The 23,127-nt window shown below is 37.1% G+C and carries 19 protein-coding genes; 9 read left to right on the top strand and 10 right to left on the bottom strand.

The window, feature by feature from the left end:
- Nucleotides 1–185: 185 nt before the first annotated feature.
- Together ABID46_RS01740 and ABID46_RS01735 are read right to left on the bottom strand one after the other, a co-directional pair.
- Nucleotides 186–527, bottom strand: coding sequence for a MerR family transcriptional regulator (locus ABID46_RS01740; RefSeq protein ID WP_354506290.1), 342 nt, complete (start codon nucleotides 525–527; stop codon nucleotides 186–188).
- The gene (locus tag ABID46_RS01735) at nucleotides 527–1,495 is read right to left on the bottom strand and encodes a M23 family metallopeptidase (protein WP_354506287.1); all 969 of its coding nucleotides are present in this window, start codon (nucleotides 1,493–1,495) and stop codon (nucleotides 527–529) included. The genes ABID46_RS01740 and ABID46_RS01735 overlap by 1 nt, the downstream gene beginning before the upstream one ends.
- A gap of 96 nt (nucleotides 1,496–1,591) precedes the next feature.
- On the opposite strand from ABID46_RS01735, the gene alaS reads away from it, so the two are divergent.
- Complete coding sequence (alaS, locus tag ABID46_RS01730) at nucleotides 1,592–4,198, top strand: alanine--tRNA ligase (RefSeq protein WP_354506284.1); 2,607 nt, start codon at nucleotides 1,592–1,594, stop codon at nucleotides 4,196–4,198.
- A 135-nt stretch (nucleotides 4,199–4,333) separates the two neighbouring features.
- On the opposite strand, the gene ABID46_RS01725 is transcribed toward alaS, so the two are convergent.
- Complete coding sequence (locus ABID46_RS01725; protein ID WP_354506281.1) at nucleotides 4,334–4,750, bottom strand: CBS domain-containing protein; 417 nt, start codon at nucleotides 4,748–4,750, stop codon at nucleotides 4,334–4,336.
- Between the two features lie 185 nt (nucleotides 4,751–4,935).
- Between ABID46_RS01725 and porQ the strand changes: the two genes are divergently transcribed.
- The 3 genes from porQ to ABID46_RS01710 all read left to right on the top strand — a co-directional run bounded on the left by porQ (nucleotide 4,936) and on the right by ABID46_RS01710 (nucleotide 7,691).
- Nucleotides 4,936–5,958 (top strand): type IX secretion system protein PorQ, encoded by a 1,023-nt coding sequence (porQ, locus tag ABID46_RS01720; protein WP_354506278.1) that lies wholly within the window; start codon nucleotides 4,936–4,938, stop codon nucleotides 5,956–5,958.
- A 403-nt stretch (nucleotides 5,959–6,361) separates the two neighbouring features.
- Nucleotides 6,362–7,048 carry a (d)CMP kinase gene (gene cmk / locus ABID46_RS01715; protein ID WP_354506275.1) on the top strand — a complete coding sequence of 229 codons (687 nt, stop codon included), beginning with the start codon at nucleotides 6,362–6,364 and terminating at the stop codon, nucleotides 7,046–7,048.
- 238 nt (nucleotides 7,049–7,286) lie between these two features.
- On the top strand, nucleotides 7,287–7,691 hold the full coding sequence (locus ABID46_RS01710; RefSeq protein ID WP_354506272.1) for a ribosomal maturation YjgA family protein: 405 nt from the start codon (nucleotides 7,287–7,289) through the stop codon (nucleotides 7,689–7,691).
- Here the strand turns inward: ABID46_RS01710 and ABID46_RS01705 are convergent.
- Nucleotides 7,677–9,515, bottom strand: a complete 1,839-nt coding sequence (locus ABID46_RS01705; RefSeq protein WP_354506269.1) for a bifunctional lysophospholipid acyltransferase family protein/GNAT family N-acetyltransferase — start codon at nucleotides 9,513–9,515, stop codon at nucleotides 7,677–7,679. The genes ABID46_RS01710 and ABID46_RS01705 overlap by 15 nt on opposite strands.
- On the bottom strand, nucleotides 9,515–10,756 hold the full coding sequence (locus tag ABID46_RS01700) for an aspartate kinase (RefSeq protein WP_354506266.1): 1,242 nt from the start codon (nucleotides 10,754–10,756) through the stop codon (nucleotides 9,515–9,517). Before ABID46_RS01700 ends, ABID46_RS01705 begins: the two co-directional genes overlap by 1 nt.
- Nucleotides 10,757–10,867: 111 nt before the next feature.
- Here ABID46_RS01700 and fbp point away from each other — a divergent pair, with 111 nt between their 5' ends.
- Nucleotides 10,868–11,875, top strand: a complete 1,008-nt coding sequence (fbp, locus tag ABID46_RS01695) for a class 1 fructose-bisphosphatase (protein ID WP_354506263.1) — start codon at nucleotides 10,868–10,870, stop codon at nucleotides 11,873–11,875.
- Nucleotides 11,876–11,988: 113 nt separating this feature from the next.
- Here the strand turns inward: fbp and ABID46_RS01690 are convergent, their stop codons facing one another.
- Nucleotides 11,989–12,429 (bottom strand): copper resistance protein NlpE, encoded by a 441-nt coding sequence (locus tag ABID46_RS01690; RefSeq protein ID WP_354506260.1) that lies wholly within the window; start codon nucleotides 12,427–12,429, stop codon nucleotides 11,989–11,991.
- Nucleotides 12,430–12,503: 74 nt separating this feature from the next.
- Between ABID46_RS01690 and ABID46_RS01685 the strand changes: the two genes are divergently transcribed.
- Nucleotides 12,504–12,944 (top strand): hypothetical protein, encoded by a 441-nt coding sequence (locus ABID46_RS01685; protein WP_354506257.1) that lies wholly within the window; start codon nucleotides 12,504–12,506, stop codon nucleotides 12,942–12,944.
- Between the two features lie 50 nt (nucleotides 12,945–12,994).
- Here ABID46_RS01685 and rluF read toward each other — a convergent pair whose 3' ends face one another.
- The 3 genes from rluF to ABID46_RS01670 all read right to left on the bottom strand — a co-directional run bounded on the left by rluF (nucleotide 12,995) and on the right by ABID46_RS01670 (nucleotide 16,772).
- Nucleotides 12,995–13,897, bottom strand: a complete 903-nt coding sequence (gene rluF / locus ABID46_RS01680; protein WP_354506254.1) for a 23S rRNA pseudouridine(2604) synthase RluF — start codon at nucleotides 13,895–13,897, stop codon at nucleotides 12,995–12,997.
- A gap of 875 nt (nucleotides 13,898–14,772) precedes the next feature.
- On the bottom strand, nucleotides 14,773–16,398 hold the full coding sequence (gene groL, locus ABID46_RS01675; protein ID WP_354506251.1) for a chaperonin GroEL: 1,626 nt from the start codon (nucleotides 16,396–16,398) through the stop codon (nucleotides 14,773–14,775).
- Nucleotides 16,399–16,493: 95 nt separating this feature from the next.
- Entirely contained in the window at nucleotides 16,494–16,772 is a 279-nt protein-coding gene (locus tag ABID46_RS01670; RefSeq protein ID WP_354506248.1) for a co-chaperone GroES, read from the bottom strand.
- 343 nt (nucleotides 16,773–17,115) lie between these two features.
- On the opposite strand from ABID46_RS01670, the gene ABID46_RS01665 reads away from it, so the two are divergent.
- Complete coding sequence (locus tag ABID46_RS01665) at nucleotides 17,116–18,555, top strand: helix-turn-helix transcriptional regulator (RefSeq protein ID WP_354506245.1); 1,440 nt, start codon at nucleotides 17,116–17,118, stop codon at nucleotides 18,553–18,555.
- A 125-nt stretch (nucleotides 18,556–18,680) separates the two neighbouring features.
- Nucleotides 18,681–20,933, top strand: a complete 2,253-nt coding sequence (locus ABID46_RS01660) for a T9SS type A sorting domain-containing protein (RefSeq protein WP_354506241.1) — start codon at nucleotides 18,681–18,683, stop codon at nucleotides 20,931–20,933.
- Nucleotides 20,934–20,977: 44 nt separating this feature from the next.
- Here the strand turns inward: ABID46_RS01660 and ruvB are convergent, their stop codons facing one another.
- A complete protein-coding gene (gene ruvB / locus ABID46_RS01655) occupies nucleotides 20,978–22,003 on the bottom strand; it encodes a Holliday junction branch migration DNA helicase RuvB (protein ID WP_354506238.1) in 1,026 nt (341 codons plus the stop codon).
- Between the two features lie 131 nt (nucleotides 22,004–22,134).
- Between ruvB and hemH the strand changes: the two genes are divergently transcribed.
- Nucleotides 22,135–23,127, top strand: coding sequence for a ferrochelatase (gene hemH, locus ABID46_RS01650; protein WP_354506235.1), 993 nt, complete (start codon nucleotides 22,135–22,137; stop codon nucleotides 23,125–23,127).

The following is a 23,127-nucleotide window of genomic DNA, read 5'->3' as shown; positions in this document are numbered from 1 at the left end:
GGTCTCGTTGAACTTTCTACGTTAAAATGCGTGAGGGATAGAAGAGAAAATCCTTTTTTGTGCTTCGATTCTCTATCGACGGACAAGCAAAGCACAGCATGGCACAAAAAAGATTGAAGCGGATAGCCCGACGCCATCGCGGAGTGCAATGGAGCGGTGGGGTCACGCCCCAAAAAAATTATGAATTAGATTTCTTCTGAATCGAAGCTTTCTTTGAGTTTCACCAATTCTGCGCGTATGTATTCCATACGTGAAATCAGCTCTACGTCATGTTTAATGGTTACTTTTTCTTGCAATGCAACCTTTGCTCCTTCTAATGTATAGCCTCTTTCTTTGACCAAATGATAAATTAATTTGAGGTTTTTGATGTCCTCGGGTGTGAAGTAACGATTTCCTTTTTTATTTTTTTTAGGCGAAATCACATCGAATTCTTTTTCCCAAAAACGCAGCAATGAAGCGTTCACATTGAATGCTTTGGCTACTTCGCCGATGCTATAATAAAGTTTATCTGGTAGTTCAATTTGCATTAATCCAAAGATACAGACATTTGTTGAGACTTGTCAAGCAAAATTTTGAATTCATCTGGACTTACATCCTGATAAAAATAAGTTACTGGATCAATCGGCTTACCGTCTTTGTGGATTTCATAATGTAAATGCGGACCCGTCGAAAGTCCTGTATTTCCAACATATCCAATAATGTCACCTCTTTTCACAGATTGACCTGTACGAACATTTGATTTTTGCATATGCGCATACAGGGTTTCAAATCCGTATCCATGGTTGATAATGACCAAATTTCCGTATCCGCCTTCACGTCCAGAAAGTTTTACTTTCCCATCTCCGGTTGCATAAATTGGCGTTCCAACATGTGCTGAAAAGTCAGTTCCAGCATGCATTTTACTGATTTTTAAAATCGGATGCATACGCATACCAAATCCAGAAGCCAAACGCGTTAAATCTTTATTAGCAACTGGTTGAATTGCGGGTAAATGACGCAACATTTTGTCTTTTTCTTTTGCACTGATGACTACTTCATCCAATGATTTGGATTGAATCACCATTTGCTTGTTCAAAATGTCAATATTTTTGGCAACATCTGTCACCAAATCTCCATAGGTCCAATCGGTAAATTTTGAATAGCGATTGACTCCACCAAATCCTGCTTTACGAACATCTTCTGGAATCGGATCCAATTCAAAATAACTACGGTATATATTGTTATCGCGATTTTCGATTTGACTTAAAACTTCTTGGGATTGTTTGACTTTTTTATTTAACAATTCGTATTGAAATTTCATTTCTTTTAACTCTGCAGCCAAAGTGTTTTCTTCTGGCGTATTGAATTTACTGCTGAAAATGAATCCGGATATGATTCCGAAAAAAGCGGTTACAATCAAAAAAGCAATTAGGTTACGAATTTTACGTAATCCTTTATTTTTAATAGGTTTTAAGGTGGTGGTTTGTGCGTTGTATTTGTATTTTTTTTCCCCCATTCTTACAAGTGTAATTATTATCTTTGTGTGCTCGACAAAATAACGGAAAAAATAACCCCGTTGTTGTTAACGAAATGGTAAAATAAATTTAATTAAATGGACTCCAAACAAATACGTAAACAATTTTTAGAATTCTTTGAAAACAAACAACATTTAATCGTCCCTTCTGCGCCAATCGTTTTGAAGGATGACCCGACGTTGATGTTCAATAATTCGGGGATGGCGCAATTCAAAGATTTCTTCTTGGGATATAAAAAACCAACATCTCAACGTATTGCCGATACGCAGAAATGTTTACGTGTTTCTGGAAAACATAACGATTTGGACGATGTGGGGAAAGATACTTACCACCACACCATGTTTGAAATGTTGGGAAACTGGTCTTTTGGCGATTATTTCAAGAAAGAAGCGATTGATTGGGCTTGGGAATTGTTGACGGAAGTGTACAAAATTCCTAAGGAAAATCTGTACGTAACGGTTTTTGAAGGTGATCAAAAAGATGGAACGGCGCAGGATAATGAAGCGTTGGAGCTTTGGAAAGCGCACGTTGCCAAAGACCGTATTTTGTTTGGAAATAAAAAAGATAACTTCTGGGAAATGGGTGAGACGGGTCCTTGTGGTCCTTGTTCGGAAATCCATGTGGACATACGTTCGGCAGAAGAAAAAGCAAAAGTTCCTGGGAAAGATTTGGTCAATATGGACCATCCGCAAGTAATTGAAGTTTGGAACTTGGTTTTTATGGAGTATTTGCGCAAAGCCGATGGTTCTTTGGAAATTTTACCTGCGAAAAGCATCGATACGGGAATGGGATTTGAACGTTTGGCGATGGTTTTACAAGGAAAAACTTCGAATTACGATACCGACATTTTCCAACCTTTGATTGCTGAATTGGAAAAAATTTCAGGAAAAAAATATGGTGCTGCTGAAGCGACCGATATTGCCTTCCGCGTGGTGGTGGATCATTTACGTGCGGTTTCTTTTGTGATTGCCGACGGACAATTGCCTTCAAACACAGGTGCTGGATATGTAATTCGCCGAATTTTACGTCGTGCCATCAGTTATGGCTACCGATTTTTGGGTTTGAATGAAGCCTTCATCTATAAATTAATTCCAATTTTCAGAGATCAAATGGGCGAATTCTTCCCAGAATTGGAAAAACAAGGACAATTGGTAACCGAAGTTATTAAAGAGGAAGAAACGAATTTCTTACGTACTATCGAACAAGGTTTGGTTCGTTTGGATAATTTCATTCAAAACAATTCAGATATCAAAGAAATTCCAGGTGATGTCGTATTTGAATTGTATGATACATTTGGATTTCCTGCAGATTTGTCTAGAATCATTGCCGAAGAGAAGAATTTGACGATTGACGAAAAAGGATTCGAAGCAGAAATGGAGAAGCAAAAGCAACGTTCCAAATCGGCGACTTCTTTTTCAGCTTCTGACTGGACGATTTTGATGGAGGATGCAACCGAAGAATTCATTGGATACGATTATATGGAAGCTGACGTGAAAATCACGCGTTACCGTCAAGTCGAAAATAAAACCGGAACTTTTTATCAATTGGTTTTCCAAGCGACTCCTTTCTACGCAGAAAGCGGTGGACAAGTTGGTGATTCCGGATGGATCGAAAGTGAATTTGAGAAAATTGAAATTGTCAATACCAAAAAGGAAAATAACTTAATCGTTCATTTCACAACGGAATTGCCTTCGAACTTGAATGCAAGTTTTCATGCACAAGTAGATGTGGAGCGTAGAAATCACATCATGCGTAACCACACCGCAACGCATTTGTTACACCAAGCTTTGCGTGAAGTTTTAGGTACGCACGTGGAACAAAAAGGTTCGTATGTAGGTCCAGATTATTTGCGTTTTGATTTTTCGCACTTCAATAAAATGACCGACGAAGAAATCAAAGAAGTTCTTCGTTTGGTGAATATGCGCATTGTGGAAAGAATTCCATTAGAAGAAAAACGTTCGGTTCCTTTCAAAAAGGCTTTGGAAGAAGGCGCAATGGCTTTGTTCGGTGAAAAATATGGTGATGTTGTTCGAATGATCAAATTTGGTGATTCGATCGAATTATGTGGTGGAACGCACGTTCAAAACACGGCAGATGTTATCATGTTCAAATTGCAAAGCGAAAGTTCTAGTGCGGCGGGAATTCGTCGAATCGAAGCGACTACGGGACTTGCTGCGATTGAAGAATTGAAAGAAACCTTTACAAAATACAACCAGATTTTAGCGGAATTGAAAAATCCGGCTGATCCGATTGATGCGGTTCAAAAATTGGTCGATGAAAACAAAGACCTTAAAGCGCAATTGGAAAAATTTGTGTTGCAACAAGCGAATTCCGAAAAAGAAAACTGGAAAAAAGCCTTCCAAAACATCAATGGTGTGAATTTCTTGGCGGTTCGTACAAGTTTGGATGCCAACGCCATTAAACAAATTGCTTTCCCATTGAGAAAAGAATTGGAAAATGTTTTGTTGGTTGTGGCTTCAGATGCCGACGGAAAACCATCGATCACGGTTTCAATTTCAGATGAATTGGTTGAAAGCAAAGGATTGAACGCGGGTCAAATCGTTCGCGAATTAGGAAAAGAAATCCAAGGTGGCGGCGGCGGACAAGCTTTCTTTGCTACTGCCGGAGGAAAAGATGTCTCTGGATTGGATAGAGCTTTGGAAAAAGCAAAAGGATTGATTTAATACTTGGTTTCAAGTTAAAGATAGAACAACCCTGTCAGAGTTTTGAACTTTGACAGGGTTTTTATTGCACAAAAAACTCCGCTGAGAAACTAATAAACTCAACGGAGCAACTCTATAAAGAGATTCACACTATACTCAATATTGTTCTAGTAGATAATTAATCAAATCGGTTGTGGTAACAATTCCTACTAATTTTCCTTGTTCTACTACGGGAATGGAGTGGAAACTTTGTTTGGATAAAATTTCAGCTACTTCTTTGATGGTTGTGTCAGATTCTACCGTTACGGGAACTCGCGTCATTACTTGTGGAAGGGTGTACATATCGTAGACAACCGAATCAACAGTTTCTTCATTTTCATTTAAATCAGCATAACTAATTCGCAACAAATCGGAACGGCTAATAACTCCTACAACTCGATCTCCTTCTACCACTGGAATGTGTCGAATGCTGTGTTTGTTGAATAACTTTTCGGCATCGTACAAGGATTGGGTTGGATCTAATTTTACCAAATCTTTGGTCATGATTTCAGTAACGGGAACTCTTTGTTTCATATCAATTTGCTTTTAAATGATTTACTAATCTTTTTATTTTCTAGCTCTAAGTTCCTCAAAAGATTGGTTTTACGAAATGATTTGGAGCATTTGAAATTTGAAAAAAATTTCTTATCTTAAAAGATGTTCTTCATACAAGAAAAAAAGGCTTATTGCGTTATGTACATTATTGTTACTTTTGCGTGATGACAAAAAAGCTTGCGTTTGTATTTTTATTCTTGACTGTCTTTGGCTTTGGCCAAGATGGTACACGCGTTTACGAATTTGTCAACATCACAACTTCACCGCGTCAAGCAGCTTTGGGTGGAAATGCTCAATCCATGTGGGATGCAGACCCCAATATGACGTATTGGAATCCAGCCTTGGCCAATGAACAATCTCATGGGCAAGTGGCATTGAACTACGTTAGTTATATGGCTGATGTGAAATTTGGAACCTTTTCTGGGGTTTATCAGTACGATGATGATGAATTCTTTTCCTTGAATGCTCAATACATCGATTATGGTGATTTCAGAGGTGCAGACGAAAATGGAAATTTAACCGGTGATTTCTCTGCGAAAGACGCTATGATCAGCTTGGGATACGCTTTGAATCTAAGTGATTTTTTCACCGTTGGAGCAAGTGCAAAATACATCAATTCAAGAATTGAAAGTTATTCGTCTCATGCCATTGCGGCTGATGTCGGAATTGTTTTCCACGATATCGACTATAATACCAATGTTTCTTTGGCTGTTCGAAATTTAGGGTTTCAATTGCAAACCTATGCAGGCACGAAAGAAAAAATGCCTTTGCAAATTAATTTAGGAATGTCTCATAGGTTGGAACACGTGCCTTTGGAATTGAGTTTAACTTTGCATGATTTACAGAAATTTGATATTTCCTATGGAGTTGATGACAATGGAAACGAACCGAAATTTGGACGAAAATTCATTGATCACGTTTCGATGGGAGCCGAATTATTTCCAGGAAGAGGATTCAATTTACGTTTAGGCTATAATTTCAAACGTGGAAATGAATTGGCAATTGATGATAAACGAACTTTTGCCGGATTGACCTATGGATTTGGTTTGCGAATTAGTTCGTTCCGCTTTGATTTTGCGCATGCCAATTATTATCGAGGTGCCAATTCTACGCATTTCGGAATGATCATCAATTTAGACCGTTTGATTCAAGGTCGAAACTACTGGAGAAGCAATCCGTATTATTAAATTCTGATTGTTGATTGCTGATTTCTGATTTAAAACAATAAGGTATTAAGGTGGTTAAGGTTAGTAAGAAAAAGCCTTCCTATTGCTATCATTGATTTATAATTTATTTCTATTTTCTCCCTTCACTACTCTTCTCTTCTTTCTACTTTCTGAATTCTACTTTCTACCTTTCAATTGCGTGAGGGATGGAGGCATTGTTTGAGCTCTTCCCGAAAGCTTTCGGGAAAGCGAGTGCCGAGAGCCCGACCGCGGCGCGGAGTGCAACGGAGCGGCGGGGACACGCCCTAAGATTGAGTTGAGATTTTGGATTGCTGATTTTCGATTTATGAGTTGTTCGTACAAATCGAAATAAATTTCAAATCAAAAATTCTTAATTCTAAATTCTTAATTCTAACTTTGCCCTATGCGTGACCTCATCATTGCGATAGACGGATTTTCGTCCACAGGTAAAAGTACTCTTGCCAAATTATTGGCAAAGGAGTTGGGCTATTTGCACATTGATAGTGGTGCCATGTATCGCGCTATTTCTTTGTATGCATTGGAAAATGGGATGATTCATGGTGAGGAAATCAACGAGGCGGAATTGTTGCCACAGCTCGAATTTATCGATGTACATTTTGAATGGAATCCTGAAACGGGTCGAAATGAAATTTACTTGAACGGTGAAAATGTAGAAGAAAAAGTCCGTGAGATGGAAGTTTCGTCCAAGGTAAGTTTGATTGCCAAAATTCCTGAAGTACGCGCTCATTTGGTGGAATTGCAACGAAAATTGGGCAAAAACAAACGCATTGTGATGGATGGTCGAGATATTGGGACTACGGTTTTTCCTGATGCTGATTTGAAGATTTTCTTGAATGCTTCAGCTGAAGAACGCGCCAAACGCCGTTATGAGGAAATGCTAAAAACCGATCACCCTGCAAGCTTTGAGGAAGTAGTCGCCAACATCAACGAACGCGATCGTATCGATTCTACGCGTGAAGTTTCTCCTTTACGAAAAGCCGATGATGCGGTTTTGGTGGACAATGGAAGATTGACCCCTCAAGAGACTTTGCAAGAAGTTCTAGAAATTATCCAAAATCTTCCCAAATAATCTTCCTAGTTTCTTTTTGAACTAAGGTTTCAAACTTTTTATCAAGTCAAATTCGCAGTTGATAAATTTTACCTATTGAATTTCTTGGTGTTAGCTGATTTTTGTACTGAATATTGTGTAATTAGTAGATTTAGATTCCCTTAAAATTTCACACAAAGGGTTCTCTCATTCTCAATTTTTAAAATGTGTATCAAAGTCCTTTTATGTTTGTAAAAGGATTTTTTAGTACTTTAGAAACATGAAGTTTCGATTTGATTTAAAATACTTTCTACTTTTTATTGGGTTATTGATTGTGGAAATTCTTATAGCATTGTATGTAAGCAATCCGATGATCCGCGGTTCTGTAGGCGATGTTTTGGTAGTGATCTTGATCTATTGTTTCATCCAATCTTTTTTTGCATGGAACAAGAAAAAGACCATCATTGGCATTGGAATTTTTGCGATTTTGGTCGAAATATCTCAAGCTTTTCATTTAGTAGAAAAACTAGGACTCCAAGATTCAAAATTCTTTTCCACCATCATCGGGACGACCTTTGACCTCAACGATATTTGGGCTTATTTAGCAGGCTGTACCGTGGTTTGGTTATTGGAATTTTATGAGGATAAACCGACAAAAAGAAATAAAAAACTACTCCGTTTCTGAGCCGTTATTCTGCGCCAATTTTTTGTTTAATTCGGCTTGAAATTCTTCCAAAACTGGTTTCACCGTGCTTTCTGGTAAATCAGAAATTCTGATGTACATCAATCCATCGATGGCGTCATTGAATTTTGGATCGACATTGAATCCGATCAATTTTGCATTTTGTTTGATGTATTTTTTGATCAATACAGGAAGTCTTAAAACGTTTGGTTCGATTTCATCAATCAACTTATCAAACTTATTCAAATCGGCTTCTGCTTCGTCAAAAAAGAATTCTTTGTCCTCGTCTTTTAGTTTCAATTTGAATTCATTTTTAGGACGTACATATTGCGCCACATACGGATCGTAATAATGCGACTTCATGAATTCAATCATCAAAGATTTAGAAAAATCGGAGAATTGATTGGAAATGGAAACGCTTCCAATGATAAATTTCTGTTCTGGATTTCGCAAGGTAACATGGACAATTCCTCTCCACAAAAGAAACAAAGGCATCGGTTTTTGTTGATAGGCTGGAACGACAAACGCTCTTCCCATTTCGATGCATTTTTTGAAAAAAGGATGCAATTCGGGTTCTATATGGAACAATTCGTTTAAATAAAATCCATTTACACCATATTGCTCATAAACCTCCTTCCCTAGCGCCATACGATAGGCTCCGACCAATTTTTTGGCGTCTTGGTCCCATAAAAATAGGTGATGATAATGCACATCATAACGATCCAAATCGATTTCTTCGTTGGTTCCTTCACCAATCTCACGGAAAGTAATTTCTCGCAAACGACCTATTTCTCTCAATAAATTGGGAATATCATCTGCTTTTGTAAAAAAACATTCGTAATTATTATTGGTAAACAACAAGGCGTCTGGAATCTTTCTCAAATTGTCGATTTCCTTCTCAATCAATTCGGGAGAAGTCTCTTCCACAATCGCTTTGGGCGTTTTCGGTTTGGAATTAAAGGAAATGGTTGTTGGAATTTTTAAAGTTTCCAACAAGGATTTGCTTTGGGTATAATAGGTAGACAAAGCATAGGTTTTCTTGCGAAGGAATTCAGAAAAACTTTCAATGTCCGTAAATTCTTGTTGTTGTTTGGGAAGAATTGGTTTCCCGATGCGAATTTGAATGGGTTTTGTTCGTGGACGAACCATTTCAGATGGCAACATAGCCGTTTGCAAATTGGGATGCATGGCAGCCATTCTGTAGAAAACGGGACTATTTTTGGCTCTGAAATACATGGGGATGATCGGAACATTGAGTTTTTTGATCAACTTAATGGCTGATTCTTGCCATTCACGATCCGAAACATTTCCTTCATCATCTTTGGCAGAAACTTCTCCTGCTGGAAAAACGCCTAAACAACCACCATCTTTGATATGCTGAATCGCTGCTCGCATTCCTGAACTGCTGCTATACACTTCTTTTCTGGTTTCAAACGGATTGACCGCAATCACCATGGGTTCCAAAGGCTTAATTTTATGCAAAAGGAAATTTCCCATGACTTTAAAATCTGGGCGAATTTGACCAATAATATGCATCATCAAAATTCCGTCTAAGGCACCAAGCGGATGGTTGGATACGATAAAGAATGGTCCTTCTTTTGGGATTCTTTTCAAATCTTCCTCGTGAAGTTCATATTTGGTATCCAAATCTTCCAGTAAAAACTGAAGAAAATCTGGAGCCGACTTTCCATACCCACGATTGTATAAATCATTGATTTTGGAGATTCCACCAAATCGTTTGTAAAACCATGCAATAGGATACCCCAATGGTCCTAATTTTTTCAAGCCAGCCGCTTGAATAATATCTTTTGTATTGACTAAAACCATTATTCTTTTACAATAATTTGTAATGTATTCTTGATGATTTGACGAAGCAATTCTTTTCCTTTATAAAACGAATAAGAAGATTTTTCATCGAAATGTCTTAAGGTATATAAAGATACATTTTTTTCATAATCAATCTTATATCCGCTTTCTACGTTTAATAGAAATTCATCCAAATGCAAATATTTATCTTCCAAACAAAGGGAAAGACTGATGGCCGAATTCTGCATCATATTCACATTGATTTTTAGTGCATACAGCCGATTGAAAATATCGCTGATCTTGTCTTCGGTAATAAAAGAAAAATCTTTGGTCGTCAAGGTAATTAGATTTTGATCTTTTTTCACAATGTAACAAGGTAAAAAAGGATCTAATCGTAATTCCTTTTGAATTTCCGTTCCTGGATTTTCTGGGTTTAAAAAGGATTTTACGTAAAAAGGAATTTCCTTTTGACGCAAAGGTTGCATGGTTTTGGGGTGAATAACAGAAGCACCATAATACGCAAGTTCAATGGCTTCTTCGTAAGATATTTTGTTCAATAATTGTGCATCATCAAAAAACCTTGGATCGGCATTCATTACGCCTGGAACATCTTTCCAAATCGTCATACTTTCTGCGTCCAAACAATAGGCGATTATGGCTGCTGTATAGTCAGATCCTTCTCTTCCCAACGTGGTCGTAAAGAAATTAGGATCAGATCCCAAAAATCCTTGGGTGATGTAAAAAGGTCCTTTTTCCAAATTGGCGAAATTCTTTTCGGTTTCAGACCAATTGATTTTCCCTTCGCGATAGGTATCATCCGTTTTGATAAAATCACGAACATCAATCCAAGTATTTTCAATTCCGATGGAATTCAAATACGCGCTAACAATTTTGGTCGAAATTAACTCACCACAACAAACCACTTGGTCGTATACAAAATTGTAATTCGGTGATTTATTTCGTCTTAAAAAAGCATTGATATCCTCAAAAAACTGATTAATTGAATAAAATACTTCCTCGGAATCTTGAAATAGATCTTTTGCAATCTTTAGATGTTGTTCTTCAATTTCTTTGATTTTGGAAACATAATCTCCTTTCTCAAAATACAGTTCAACAACAGTTTCCAAAGCATTGGTTGTTTTTCCCATTGCAGAAATCACCATAAAAGTTTCCTTATATCCCGTAAACTCTAAGACATCAGCAATATTTTTAACTCCCTCTGCATCTTTGACAGAAGCACCACCAAACTTGAAAACTTTCATTTGCGATTAGGCTATTCTATTAAATGAGCAAATATAATGATGTTGTTGACGAAATAAAAGGTGGAAGTTTTATAATTTTTCGATATTTGTATGAGTCAAAAAAATACCATCATGAATTTAGAATCAGGGCAAACATTAGGTGAATTTATCATTGAGAATCAACAAGATTTTCAATATTCAACCGGTGAATTAAGCCGTCTTATTTCCTCTATCAAATTAGCCACAAAAGTCGTAAACCACAAAGTAAACCAAGCAGGTTTGGTTGATATTTTGGGAAAATTTGGAGCGGAAAATGTACAAGGGGAAGAACAACAAAAATTGGATGTTTTTGCCAATGAAGTTTTTATCAAAACCTTGAGCCAACGTGAAGTGGTTTGTGGAATTGCTTCTGAAGAAAATGATGATTTTATTGAAATTGTCAATCAACAAAATTCTACCAAAAGCAAATATGTGGTTTTAATTGACCCTCTGGATGGGTCTTCCAATATTGATGTGAATGTTTCGGTTGGAACTATTTTCTCCATTTATAGAAGAGTAACACCTGAAGGAACTCCTGTTCAAATGGAAGATTTCTTACAACCTGGAAACAAACAAATCGCTGCTGGATATGTGATTTACGGAAGCTCTACCATGTTAATTTATACAACAGGAAACGGTGTAAACGGATTTACCTTGAATCCTTCGATTGGAACCTTTTATTTGTCACACCCAAAAATGCAGATTCCAGAAGATGGAAAAATTTATAGTGTGAATGAAGGAAATTATGCGTTGTTTCCTCAAGGTGTAAAAAATTACATCAAATATTGTCAAATGGAAGAAGATAATCGTCCGTATACCTCAAGATACATTGGTTCTTTGTGTGCAGATTTTCATCGCAATATGCTAAAAGGCGGAATTTATATTTATCCGTCTGGAACCAAAAGCCCAAATGGAAAATTACGTTTGTTGTACGAATGTAACCCAATGGCATTTATTGCTGAACAAGCTGGTGGAAAAGCATCTGACGGATTTAACCGAATTATGGACATTCAACCAACAGAATTGCACCAACGTGTTCCATTTTTCTGTGGATCGAAAAGTATGGTCGAAAAAGCCGAAGAATTTATGGCAAAAGGATAAATGAAAAAAGCTCCGTTTGAGGGACGGAGCTTTTTATCTTAATTAACACATGAGGACAATTTATTTTACTAAATTCCGAATATTTAAATAACAAAGTCCGTGCCAAACTTTATTTATTGTTTCATTAATTCATAGTTTTTGGCCAAATTTCCTGAAATTTCATTTCCTTCAGTATCCAATTGGATTAATTTCCCTTCGGCGACGAAATAATACACAGGTGGCGTATCAATTCCTTCGGCGCTAATTCGGTTCCCATCTTCCATCCAAGTATAATCTCCAATTTCTTTGATTTCTTCATTGGACTTCCCTAAATATTTGATAGTACTTGTATAAGTTTCGTCCTGATTTAAGGTAATGGTCGTTTCAATTCCTTCACAATCTGCGCAAGGCAAAACACCTTTGTAGGTTCCTACATAATCCAAAGAATTTTTGGCGTTGTGTTCATCTTTAAATTCTTCTGTGGGTTGAGGATCTATTACTGATTCTTCTTTTTTGGTTTCACAGCTGATGGCTAAAAACAGCATCATTACTGTGGGGATTAGTATTTTTTTCATAGTCTGTAATTTATTCTATTAGTGATTCAAATAATGATTAAAATTAAACGTTATAGTCGAAACTAATCAAAGATATGAAAACAATTTCATTTTTAATGTTGGGCTTATTGATGGGTATATTCATCAATTCTTGTTCCAATAATGACGACGATGATGGTCAGCATAACGGAAACACAACCGGAATTCTGATAGATGGAACTTGGAAGGTGACAGTTTTCCAGGAAGATAACACAAATCAAACAACTCATTTTAATGGATATGCGTTTGAATTTAAATCGACAGGTGTTCTAACGGCAACCAATGATTTATTGGCGATGACGGGAACTTGGAACAATGGAGGTGATGATAGTGGAAATAAGTTGGTGATTGATTTTCCAACAGCTGCAGATGATTCACCTTTTGAGGAAATTTCGGAAGATTGGGACATTGTGACGAAAACCTCTACCAAAATTGAACTGAAACATGTGAGCGGCGGAGATGGAAGCGTCGATTTGCTAACATTTGAAAAAATTTAAATGAAAAAGACCGATCTTAAAAAAATCGGTCTTTTCTATAATAATGCGGTTTATCTTCTTTTCCCTCCAAACTTACCACCCGATTTTCCACCGGATTTTTTATTAGGGTTCGACTTCCCTACTCGTGCTTGAGAGGATGGTTTTTTGTATTTCTTTTTGAAAGTTACTTCTTGTACAACCTCTTTTTTGGGCTTTTTGGGTTTTGGTTTTTTATTCGCCTTGGCTTCTTCGTTTTTTTCGGATTGTTCGGTCAATCGTTTGAGTTCGGCTAATTCTTCAGCGGTTAAATCGCGGTGCTGCCCTACGCCCACATTGAGCGAAAGGTTCATAATACGAACACGTTCTAATTTGGTCACGTTGTAGCCGAAATAGTCACACATACGACGGATTTGACGGTTCAATCCTTGAATCAAGATAATTTTAAAAACCTTGGAGCTAATTTTCTCGACTTTACATTTTTTGGTATTGACGCCTAAAATAGGAACGCCTGTTTGCATACGTTTCACGAAATCATCTGTAATGGGTTTGTCAACCGTAACGATGTATTCTTTTTCGTGGTTGTTACCCGCACGAAGAACTTTGTTGACGATGTCTCCATCACTTGTCAATAGGATAAGACCTTGGGAATCTTTGTCGAGTCGTCCGATGGGGAAAATACGTTGTCCGAGCGATAAATAATCGATAATGTTATCTGGATCTGAAAGATCGGTGGTGCAGGTAATGCCCACGGGCTTGTTGAGCATAAGGTAAACGGCCATTTCGATATCCTTCGGCTCAATCTCCACGTCGTTGACCTTGACAATATCTCCTGGTTTGATGTGTTGCCCCACTTTGGCAATGCGCCCGTTGATGGTTACTTGTCGGTTTTCAATGTATTGATCGGCTTCGCGTCTTGAACAGAATCCGCTTTCACTGATGTATTTATTGAGTCGGATTGTTTCTTTTTCCTCCATAGGGCAAAGGTAGAGTTTAGATTTGAGATTTTGGATTGCTGATTATTGATTTTAAAATAGAGAATTAAGAATAAAGTGAATAGAAAAATGACAGAAAATTAATATTTAAAGATTGGCTATGGGAAAGGGTTTGCGGTAGTTATTTAGAATGATTACATTCTTGCCAAAGCTCCTGCAGGAGTTGCCAAAGGCTCTGCAAGGAATTGACTTTGGAATTGAAGGAAATTTTGATGATGGATTTAAGATTTCTGATTGTGGATTTCTGATTGCGGATTTGAAATAGTTAGGAATTAAGCGTAATAAGGTAAATTAGTGGTTAGGTAGTTATAAACCGCAGAGGGCGCGGAGGTTTTTGAATTCGGTTGACGCAAAGGGTGCAGAGGTTTTATGTTTTTTTTTAAAAAGGTGTTTTGGGATGGAATTTTGTTGGTTTATCGGGTTTGAGTGAGGGATAGTAGTGGATATCCTTTTTGGGGTTGATATCTGCATTTTAATAATGCCTTCGACTTCGCTTAGGCACCCCATAAATTTTGGTTTTCACATAGTTTTCCCAAAAAGATAGGAACGGATAGCCCGACCGTGACGCGGAGTGCAACGGAGCAGCGGGGGCACGCCCAAATTTTAATTTTTTTTTTGATTGATGATTGTTGATTTATGATTTTAACCGCAGAGAACGCAAAGGTTTTATACTTTTTTAACGCAAAGAACGTGGAGCGGGGCAAACTGTCAATTTGTGTAGTTTGAACCCTGTTAGGGTTTGCAACCCTAACAGGGCTGGTATAAAAAAAGCGGACATTTCTGTCCGCTTCTGTTTTATTCTGAATTTTTGAATTGTACTTGATACTTGGTTCTAAGTACCAGCTACTCATCATAAATTACATCATCCCCGGCATACCGCCCATTGGTGGCATTGCTGGTTCGTCTTTTTTGATTTCTGTGATAACTGCTTCTGTCGTAATCAACATACCTGAAACAGATGCTGCATTTTCTAATGCTACACGTGAAACTTTAGTTGGGTCGATAATCCCTGCTTCGTACATATTTTCGTACACGTCTTTTTTCGCGTTGTATCCGAAATCTGCAGTTCCTTCTTTTACTTTTGCTACAACTACTGAACCTTCTCCACCTGCGTTTAAAACGATTTGGCGTAATGGTTCTTCGATAGCGCGACGTACGATGCTGATACCTGTTGTTTCGTCTGCATTTTCACCTTGTAAGTTTGCTAAAGAAGCCAATGAACGAACGTAAGCTACACCTCCACCTGGAACGATTCCTTCTTCAACTGCAGCTCTTGTTGCGTGCAATGCGTCATCGATACGGTCTTTTTTCTCTTTCATCTCTACTTCTGAAGCAGCTCCTACATAAAGTACCGCAACTCCTCCTGCTAATTTCGCTAAACGTTCTTGTAGTTTTTCACGATCGTAGTCTGAAGTTGTTGATTCAATTTGTGCTTTGATTTCGTTTACGCGCGCTTTGATTTGTGCTTCGTCACCCGCTCCGTTAACGATGGTTGTATTGTCTTTGTCGATTTGAACTTTCTCTGCAGTTCCTAACATATCTAAAGTTGCGCTTTCTAACGAGTATCCTCTTTCTTCTGAAATCACAGTACCCCCTGTTAAGATTGCAATGTCTTCTAACATTGCTTTTCTTCTGTCACCAAATCCTGGTGCTTTAACAGCAGCAATTTTCAAAGATCCTCTCAAACGGTTTACTACCAAAGTTGCCAATGCTTGTCCTTCTACTTCTTCTGAAATGATCATCAAAGGACGTCCAGATTGTGCTACTGGCTCCAATACTGGTAAGATGTCTTGTAAGTTAGAAATCTTTTTGTCGTATAATAAGATGTACGGATTGTCTAATTCTGCAACCATTTTGTCTGGGTTGGTTACGAAATATGGAGACTGGTATCCTCTGTCGAATTGCATTCCTTCTACTACGTCCACAGTAGTGTCAGTTCCTTTTGCTTCTTCTACGGTGATTACACCTTCTTTTCCAACTTTAGCGAAAGCTTCTGCGATCAAAGAACCGATGGTATCGTCGTTGTTAGCAGAAATGGATGCTACTTGTTTGATTTTGTCAGAGCTATCTCCTACTTCTTGAGATTGTTCTTTCAAGTTAGCAACTACAGCAGCAACTGCTTTGTCGATCCCTCTTTTTAAATCCATTGGGTTTGCACCTGCAGCTACGTTTTTCAATCCTTCACGAACGATTGCTTGTGCTAATACGGTTGCAGTTGTTGTTCCGTCACCGGCAACGTCATTGGTTTTAGAAGCTACTTCTTTTACCATTTGAGCTCCTAAGTTTTCGATTGGATCTGCCAATTCGATTTCTTTTGCAACAGAAACTCCGTCTTTTGTTACGTGTGGTGCACCGAAAGATTTTTCTAAAACTACGTTTCTACCTTTTGGACCTAATGTTACTTTTACTGCATTTGCCAATGCATCGACACCTCTTTTTAAAGCGTCTCTTGATTCGATATCAAATTTTATGTCTTTTGCCATTTTTCTTTGAGTTTAAAGTTTGATGTTCAAAGTTTAAAGTGATTATCAGGACAGGAAACTTTGAACGAGAAACCTGCAACCTGAAACGTCATTAATTAAACAATTGCTAAGATGTCAGATTCTCTCATGATAAGATAATCTTTACCATCCCATTTCAATTCAGTACCTGAATATTTCCCGTATAAAACTTTGTCACCTACTTTTACAGTCATAGGTTCGTCAACTTTACCTCCACCAACAGCTACAATTGTTCCTTGTTGAGGTTTTTCTTTTGCTGTATCAGGGATGATGATTCCTGATGCTGTTTGCGTTTCAGCAGGAGCTGGTAAAACTACCACGCGATCTGCTAATGGTTTAATTGTAATTTCTGACATATTTCTAAATTTTATATTAAGATTAATTGACCTCAATACTGACGAAAAATGTGCCATAGTTCGTCAAGCTCACTATTCCACCCAATTTCTGACATTTTGGAAAGTAAAAAAGTCATTAAACTGACAAGTTGTCGGAAGGATGACTGTTAATCTCAACAAATTTGTCATTTGACCTTCTTAAAGAATGATTTTTTTTATTGAATCTCGAATTATATAAAGCCTTAATCATTATTATGTTAGCTTAAAAGTAAATCTTATTAATACTAATCAAAACCTAGCCACAGGAATTTCCAAAAAGAGCTTGGCTATATTTGTACAAATTTTATTCAAAGATTTTTCCATTTTGCCATCAATATTCAAACATAATCCAATCAAAACTCTATTTGCAATCTTGACTATATGGATGGGGTTTATCTCACCCAAAGCTCAAGAAATTTTGCCCATAGATTTGAGTGAATGGAGGCGAAATCAGCAAGAAATTTTAGGTAAAAACCCAGAATTATATCTTGAGAACACTCAAGAGCTGAAAAAACGTGCCATTCAATTGGGTGATCAGAGGGCAGAATTAATGGCGCTTGATGCAAATTGTACCTATAGCAAAGTACGTAATGATTTTGACCAAATGTTGAAATACGCCAAAACCTTGTTGACTAAGGCTCAAGAATATAAACAAATTACCTATGAGGTAATGGCCAGAAAACATTTGTTTGAAGCACTCATCTTTAGTGATTTGGAAGAAGAAGCTTTCAATGAGCTTCAATTGGGAACAAAATTGGCGGAAAGTCTAAAGGAAGATCAAGAATTGGACTTGCTTACTTTGGCCGATATATATATTGCCAACTCCAATTATTATTCGCAGCAAAAAGATTTTCAAAAGCAGTTTGAATACATTCATATTGCTGGGAAATATTTTAAAAAAATACAAAACAAATCTCTAAAAGATCGTTTGCTATATATCCACCATTCCAATCTCGCAGTGGTGAATTATCAATTGGACAGGGAAGATTCGGCTGTCTATTTTGCGGAGTTATCGTTGGCTTCTGAAAAGAATTATGACCGAGATGATATAGAGTTTAATAATTATTCAACAATAGGAAATGTTGCTTTCAAACAAGAGAATTTTGAGAAGGCTTTGATAAATTTCCATTTTGCCGAAAAAATAACTGGATATAAAAATCACTTAAACACGCGGTTACTGTATCAAAACATCATTAAATCATACGAAAGATTAAATGATACTATTGCAGCCAAGAACTATAAGAATAAGTTGGATTCTCTTGAATTACGCATCACGCAAAGTCAGAAAAAATCTCTTCAAACTTTATTAAAAGAAGAGAAAACTTCTAATTCTTCACTACAAATTCTTCACATTATTATGGCTGCGTCTTTGCTTGTGTTGATAGGAATAGGTTTATTATTTTATCGAAGATTTAGAAAAGAAAAGCTGAATTCAAATCAAGAAAAATCACAAAGCCAGATTAATTTATCAGAAGAAGAATTAAATCATTTGATGGAATTTCTGCAAAATAACGACCCTACTTTTCTGCTTTATTTCGACAAAAAGTTTGGTGATTTTAGTTCAAGATTGCTTGCCATTAATCCAAATTTGTCGAGTTCGGAGTTGGAAATTTGTGCGATGTTGAAGCTGAAAATTCCGACGAAAAATATGGCAAGGTATAAATATATCGCACCCAAAACTGTTCAAAACAAGAAACATCTCATCAGAAAAAAATTAAATATCCCAACGAACGTTGATTTGTACGATTGGTTTAACAATTTCTAAATTTTTGAATTTCAAGTTTTTGTAAAATAGAATTTGAAACGGGAAGATTTCGGGAAGCTCAAATTTTGGCAAGACTGAATCGAAACAATATCATTGCGCCTTAATTTTTTAATACCATGAGAAAAATGTTCCATTTTCAAAAATTTAGCTTACTGTTATTGTTGATCAGCAATTCAGCTTTGGCGCAAATAAGCTATACAGAGAATCGAAATTTACGCAGTGAAAATTCTGACTTGATTGCAAGAGATGTTGATCTTAAAAATTTCACCGAAATTTCTTTCACTACCGACAAAACTACCTATGTAAATAATTCAATTCTTTCTAGTAACCAACAGAGTACTGAAGGAACAAATGATACTGAAAACATCAGTTTCAATTTACAACTTAACTATGACCCGCAAGAATATATTGCGCCATGGATTATTTATGTGTACAATGAAGAAGGCTATATGAATGTTGCTTTTTATCAAGGTAATGACGAAATCAGTATGAATGTACCTGCGGGCGAATATGATGTTTTTGCAGAATTCAAGCATATTTCCAATCGGGCGACATATGTTGTAAAGGAGCATATGAACATTTCGGAAGGTACTGTTGTTGACATCAATCCGACAGAATCTACCAATTATATAAGCATCAAGACGGTCGATCAAAATGGTCAACCCTTGAATCCAGGGATTCATTATCCAGAAACCAATACCTATACACAACTTATCGTTGAGCGTTATTTCAGTTTTCAACCTACCCAAATGGGGCTTGGTGTTTCAAGTTATGTAACAGATTATCCAGTTGAAGAAACGGGTCCTCTATGGGATTTCTATATCAATAATGTAAGTGACCGATATGTAGCTTACCATAGTAGTATTGGGAATAAGTTTGAAACTGGGAATTATTTGATCCTTTTTGACAAACTAACCAATTTCCAAGAATCACAAGAAATCATTAATCAAGCATCGGAATATGTGTATCATGAAGAGAAATTTCAACCAAGTAATTTCGCTCAAAACAATACTAAATATTATGGTTTTGGAACGGAATTAGTCTTAAATCAGGATTTACTTCTTGGAGGTTGGGCCATTGTCAATAATCAGCCAATTTCGACTGAAACACCCATCAAAACCTACATCAATCGATTTAAAAATGAGTCTGAATATGGCATGATGTTGTATCCGCAATTGGCAGAACACGTGGCAATAATAGATCCTTACTATGGTCCTGAATCTTTTTCTATCAAGGGAGCTTCAGTTTTTGGTGATCCTGAGGGAAATGTTCACTATGGTTCTTCTCATTTAAGTTATAGCAGCATCACCTTGGCGAACAAGTATTACTTAAATATGGATGGATATGTTTTGGGATTGCCTCATCATCCTAAATTCACACTTGGTAGAGAGCTGAATTCTTCTGCTGTGTTAGGTTCAAGCGTTCCGATTACTGTAACAGGTACTTTTCTTGCTCCTGAGTTAACGTCCAATTCGCTTCTAATTAACTATAAAGGACAATACAATGAAATCAGAGAGACCGATGTTTTTGCGACAGATGTAATCTTGAAACAAAATGGACAAACTCTTTTCGATGGAACCTATTTGAACTTTTTGACAGAAGAACTTCCTGAAGAGGGACAAGTTGAAATCATTTTAACCAATGAGAATACGAAAGTTGGTGATATCCTTGGGAATAATACAACGGAACTTATTTATGATGCAAGTTCAGGAAATGAACCTCCGACCTTGCAAATGTTACAATTCAGAAATGGAGAAGATATCGTTACCAACCGATTTACGTCAGATGATGTTCCTGTGGTTCGAATAGCGGCTGGTGATTTCGATTATGTGGCTATGGACGATTGGAGTGGAGAATTTCAATATGTAGCAGGAAACAATGTAGCATTTTTTTACCGTGAACATAACCAAAGCGAATGGGTGGAAATTCCATTAACTGAAATGGAGGAATTTTTTCAATTACCCGCTTTTGGCAATTATTATGAAGCAAGTTTAGCAACTATTCAGCCTACGTCTGAGAATGCTTGGTATGATGTGAAAGTTATTTCTACAGATGCTGACGGAAACAAACAAATTCAAGCGATTTCACCAGCCTTTCAATTGAATTCCACTTTAAATACACAAGATTTAAATGCCGAGAATGATTTTGTGGTTTATCCGAATCCATTTAGCGATATTGTTTCTTTTGAAATTCCTGAAAATCTAAATTCTAATTACAAACTAATTCTAACAGACCTTTCAGGAAAACAAATTCTTTCTCAAGTTCGAAATGCAAAGGATTTGAAAAATATAAATTTATCTTTTTTACCAAAAGGCATCTATCTTATCTCCATAGAAGTCGATGGGAAATTGACTTCCAAAAAACTGATTAAGAAATAAATTTCAACTCATAGAAAATCCCGCCCTTTAGCGGGATTTTTTATTTAATCAAACAAACCTCCTTGGGAGCTTGATTTTATTTTTCCTAAATGTTTGTAGGCTTTTTCGGTTGCTTCACGACCGCGCGGAGTTCGCATAAGATACCCTTCTTGGATTAGATAAGGTTCGTAAACCTCTTCCAAAGTTCCCGTATTCTCCCCTACTGCTGTTGCAATGGTCGTAATTCCGACAGGTCCGCCTTTGAATTTTTCAATGATGGTCGAAAGAATTTTATTGTCCATTTCGTCCAATCCATTTTGATCGACCTTCAAAGCCGATAAACTGAATTCTGAAATCTTTTTATCGATCTTTCCCGAACCTTTGATTTGAGCAAAATCTCGTGTTCTACGCAAAAGTGCATTGGCAATCCTTGGAGTTCCACGACTGCGACCCGCGATTTCAATCGCTGCTTCTTCGTCAATCGGTGTTCCCATGATGCGAGAACTACGTTGAATGATGGTACTCAATAATTCTTGATGGTAATATTCAAATCGGAAATTGATTCCAAAACGCGCACGAAGTGGTGCGGTTAATAAACCAGATCTAGTTGTTGCACCAATCAATGTAAACGGATTCAAGGCAATTTGTACCGAACGCGCATTGGGTCCCGATTCAATCATGATGTCGATTTTGTAGTCTTCCATCGCTGAATACAAATATTCCTCAATCACGGGCGACATTCTATGAATTTCATCGATGAACAATACATCGTTTTCTTCCAAATTGGTTAAAAGTCCAGCTAAATCACCTGGTTTATCTAAAACTGGACCTGAAGTAATCTTAATTCCGACGCCCAATTCATTGGCAATGATATGCGCCAAAGTCGTTTTACCCAAACCCGGAGGTCCATGCAAAAGCACATGATCGAGCGCTTCCCCACGTAATTTGGCTGCTTTCACAAAGACTTCCAAATTATCCAAAATATGCATTTGTCCTGTAAAGTCATGAAAACTTTGCGGACGAAACTGCTCTTCTATTCGTAATTCTTCATCAGAAAAATTATCTCGATCGGGATTTAAAATGTCAGACATCTATTTCGGATTCAATTCATAACGGAAATCATCTTCGATTCAAGATTATTCCCTTAATTTTGCACCAAATTACGCAAATTTCAACGAATGAAACCAAAAGGTTGTCATTTGGAACGTTAAAAATTTATGTTATGAAGAATGGTGTTTTATTGATCAATTTAGGGTCTCCTGATTCGACCAAGGTGGAAGATGTGCGAAAATATTTACGCGAATTTTTAATGGATCCAATGGTATTGGATACGCCTTATTTGGTGCGAAAATTTGTCGTTGAATTTGCGATTCTACCCAAACGTCCAGCCGCTTCTGCAGAGGCATATGAATCGATTTGGTGGGATGAAGGATCTCCTTTGATTGTCTTGTCAAAACGTTTGAAAAATAAAGTTTCCGCAAAAGTGGAAATTCCAGTTGCCTTGGGGATGCGTTATCAAAATCCTTCTATCCAAGCTGCTTTACAAGAATTGCATGATCAAGGTGTGACCAATGTTTTGGTCATCCCATTGTATCCTCAATATACGATGAGCTCTACGGAAACGGTTGTTTTGAGAACCAATGAAATTCAACAGAAGTATTTCAAAAATATGAATTTGACTTTCTTGAATTCCTTCTACAATCGACCTGATTACATCGAGGTTTTGGCCGAAAACATCAAAAGCCAATTGCCTGAGAAGTTTGATAAATTGTTGTTTTCGTATCATGGAATTCCAGAAAGACATGACAACAAAGCAAAGGCAAAAGCAAAAAAATATCCGAATGCCAACATCAAAACCTATCGCGATCAATGTTTTGAAACAACCGAATTGGTACGTCAAGCGATGGGATTGGAAAAAGACCAAGTGCAAGTTTCCTTTCAATCTCGTTTGGGGAAAGATCCTTGGATCAAGCCTTATACCGATTTCGTATTGAAAGATTTCCCACAAGAAGGAGTGAAAAATTTAGCCGTAGTGGCGCCAGCCTTTGTGTCTGACTGTTTGGAAACCTTAGAGGAAATTGCCATTGGATATAAAGAATTATATTTGGAAAGTGGTGGAGAAAACTACACCTACATCCCTTGTTTGAACGAATCTGAAGCTTGGGTCGATGTTTTGGTAAAATGGATCGAAGGTTGGAATAAAAACGAAGCTTAA

The sequence above is a fragment of the Moheibacter stercoris genome (assembly GCF_040545805.1).
Taxonomy (GTDB): domain Bacteria; phylum Bacteroidota; class Bacteroidia; order Flavobacteriales; family Weeksellaceae; genus Moheibacter; species Moheibacter stercoris.
This window is presented reverse-complemented; position numbering and strand designations above follow the sequence as displayed.

What these genes read in the sequence shown, in the direction of transcription:
- ABID46_RS01740 (WP_354506290.1), bottom strand. Translation starts at nt 527, where the DNA reads ATGCAAATTGAACTACCAGATAAACTTTATTATAGCATCGGCGAAGTA.
- ABID46_RS01735 (WP_354506287.1), bottom strand. Translation starts at nt 1,495, where the DNA reads ATGGGGGAAAAAAAATACAAATACAACGCACAAACCACCACCTTAAAA.
- alaS (WP_354506284.1), top strand. Translation starts at nt 1,592, where the DNA reads ATGGACTCCAAACAAATACGTAAACAATTTTTAGAATTCTTTGAAAAC.
- ABID46_RS01725 (WP_354506281.1), bottom strand. Translation starts at nt 4,750, where the DNA reads ATGAAACAAAGAGTTCCCGTTACTGAAATCATGACCAAAGATTTGGTA.
- porQ (WP_354506278.1), top strand. Translation starts at nt 4,936, where the DNA reads ATGACAAAAAAGCTTGCGTTTGTATTTTTATTCTTGACTGTCTTTGGC.
- cmk (WP_354506275.1), top strand. Translation starts at nt 6,362, where the DNA reads ATGCGTGACCTCATCATTGCGATAGACGGATTTTCGTCCACAGGTAAA.
- ABID46_RS01710 (WP_354506272.1), top strand. Translation starts at nt 7,287, where the DNA reads ATGAAGTTTCGATTTGATTTAAAATACTTTCTACTTTTTATTGGGTTA.
- ABID46_RS01705 (WP_354506269.1), bottom strand. Translation starts at nt 9,515, where the DNA reads ATGGTTTTAGTCAATACAAAAGATATTATTCAAGCGGCTGGCTTGAAA.
- ABID46_RS01700 (WP_354506266.1), bottom strand. Translation starts at nt 10,756, where the DNA reads ATGAAAGTTTTCAAGTTTGGTGGTGCTTCTGTCAAAGATGCAGAGGGA.
- fbp (WP_354506263.1), top strand. Translation starts at nt 10,868, where the DNA reads ATGAATTTAGAATCAGGGCAAACATTAGGTGAATTTATCATTGAGAAT.
- ABID46_RS01690 (WP_354506260.1), bottom strand. Translation starts at nt 12,429, where the DNA reads ATGAAAAAAATACTAATCCCCACAGTAATGATGCTGTTTTTAGCCATC.
- ABID46_RS01685 (WP_354506257.1), top strand. Translation starts at nt 12,504, where the DNA reads ATGAAAACAATTTCATTTTTAATGTTGGGCTTATTGATGGGTATATTC.
- rluF (WP_354506254.1), bottom strand. Translation starts at nt 13,897, where the DNA reads ATGGAGGAAAAAGAAACAATCCGACTCAATAAATACATCAGTGAAAGC.
- groL (WP_354506251.1), bottom strand. Translation starts at nt 16,398, where the DNA reads ATGGCAAAAGACATAAAATTTGATATCGAATCAAGAGACGCTTTAAAA.
- ABID46_RS01670 (WP_354506248.1), bottom strand. Translation starts at nt 16,772, where the DNA reads ATGTCAGAAATTACAATTAAACCATTAGCAGATCGCGTGGTAGTTTTA.
- ABID46_RS01660 (WP_354506241.1), top strand. Translation starts at nt 18,681, where the DNA reads ATGTTCCATTTTCAAAAATTTAGCTTACTGTTATTGTTGATCAGCAAT.
- ruvB (WP_354506238.1), bottom strand. Translation starts at nt 22,003, where the DNA reads ATGTCTGACATTTTAAATCCCGATCGAGATAATTTTTCTGATGAAGAA.
- hemH (WP_354506235.1), top strand. Translation starts at nt 22,135, where the DNA reads ATGAAGAATGGTGTTTTATTGATCAATTTAGGGTCTCCTGATTCGACC.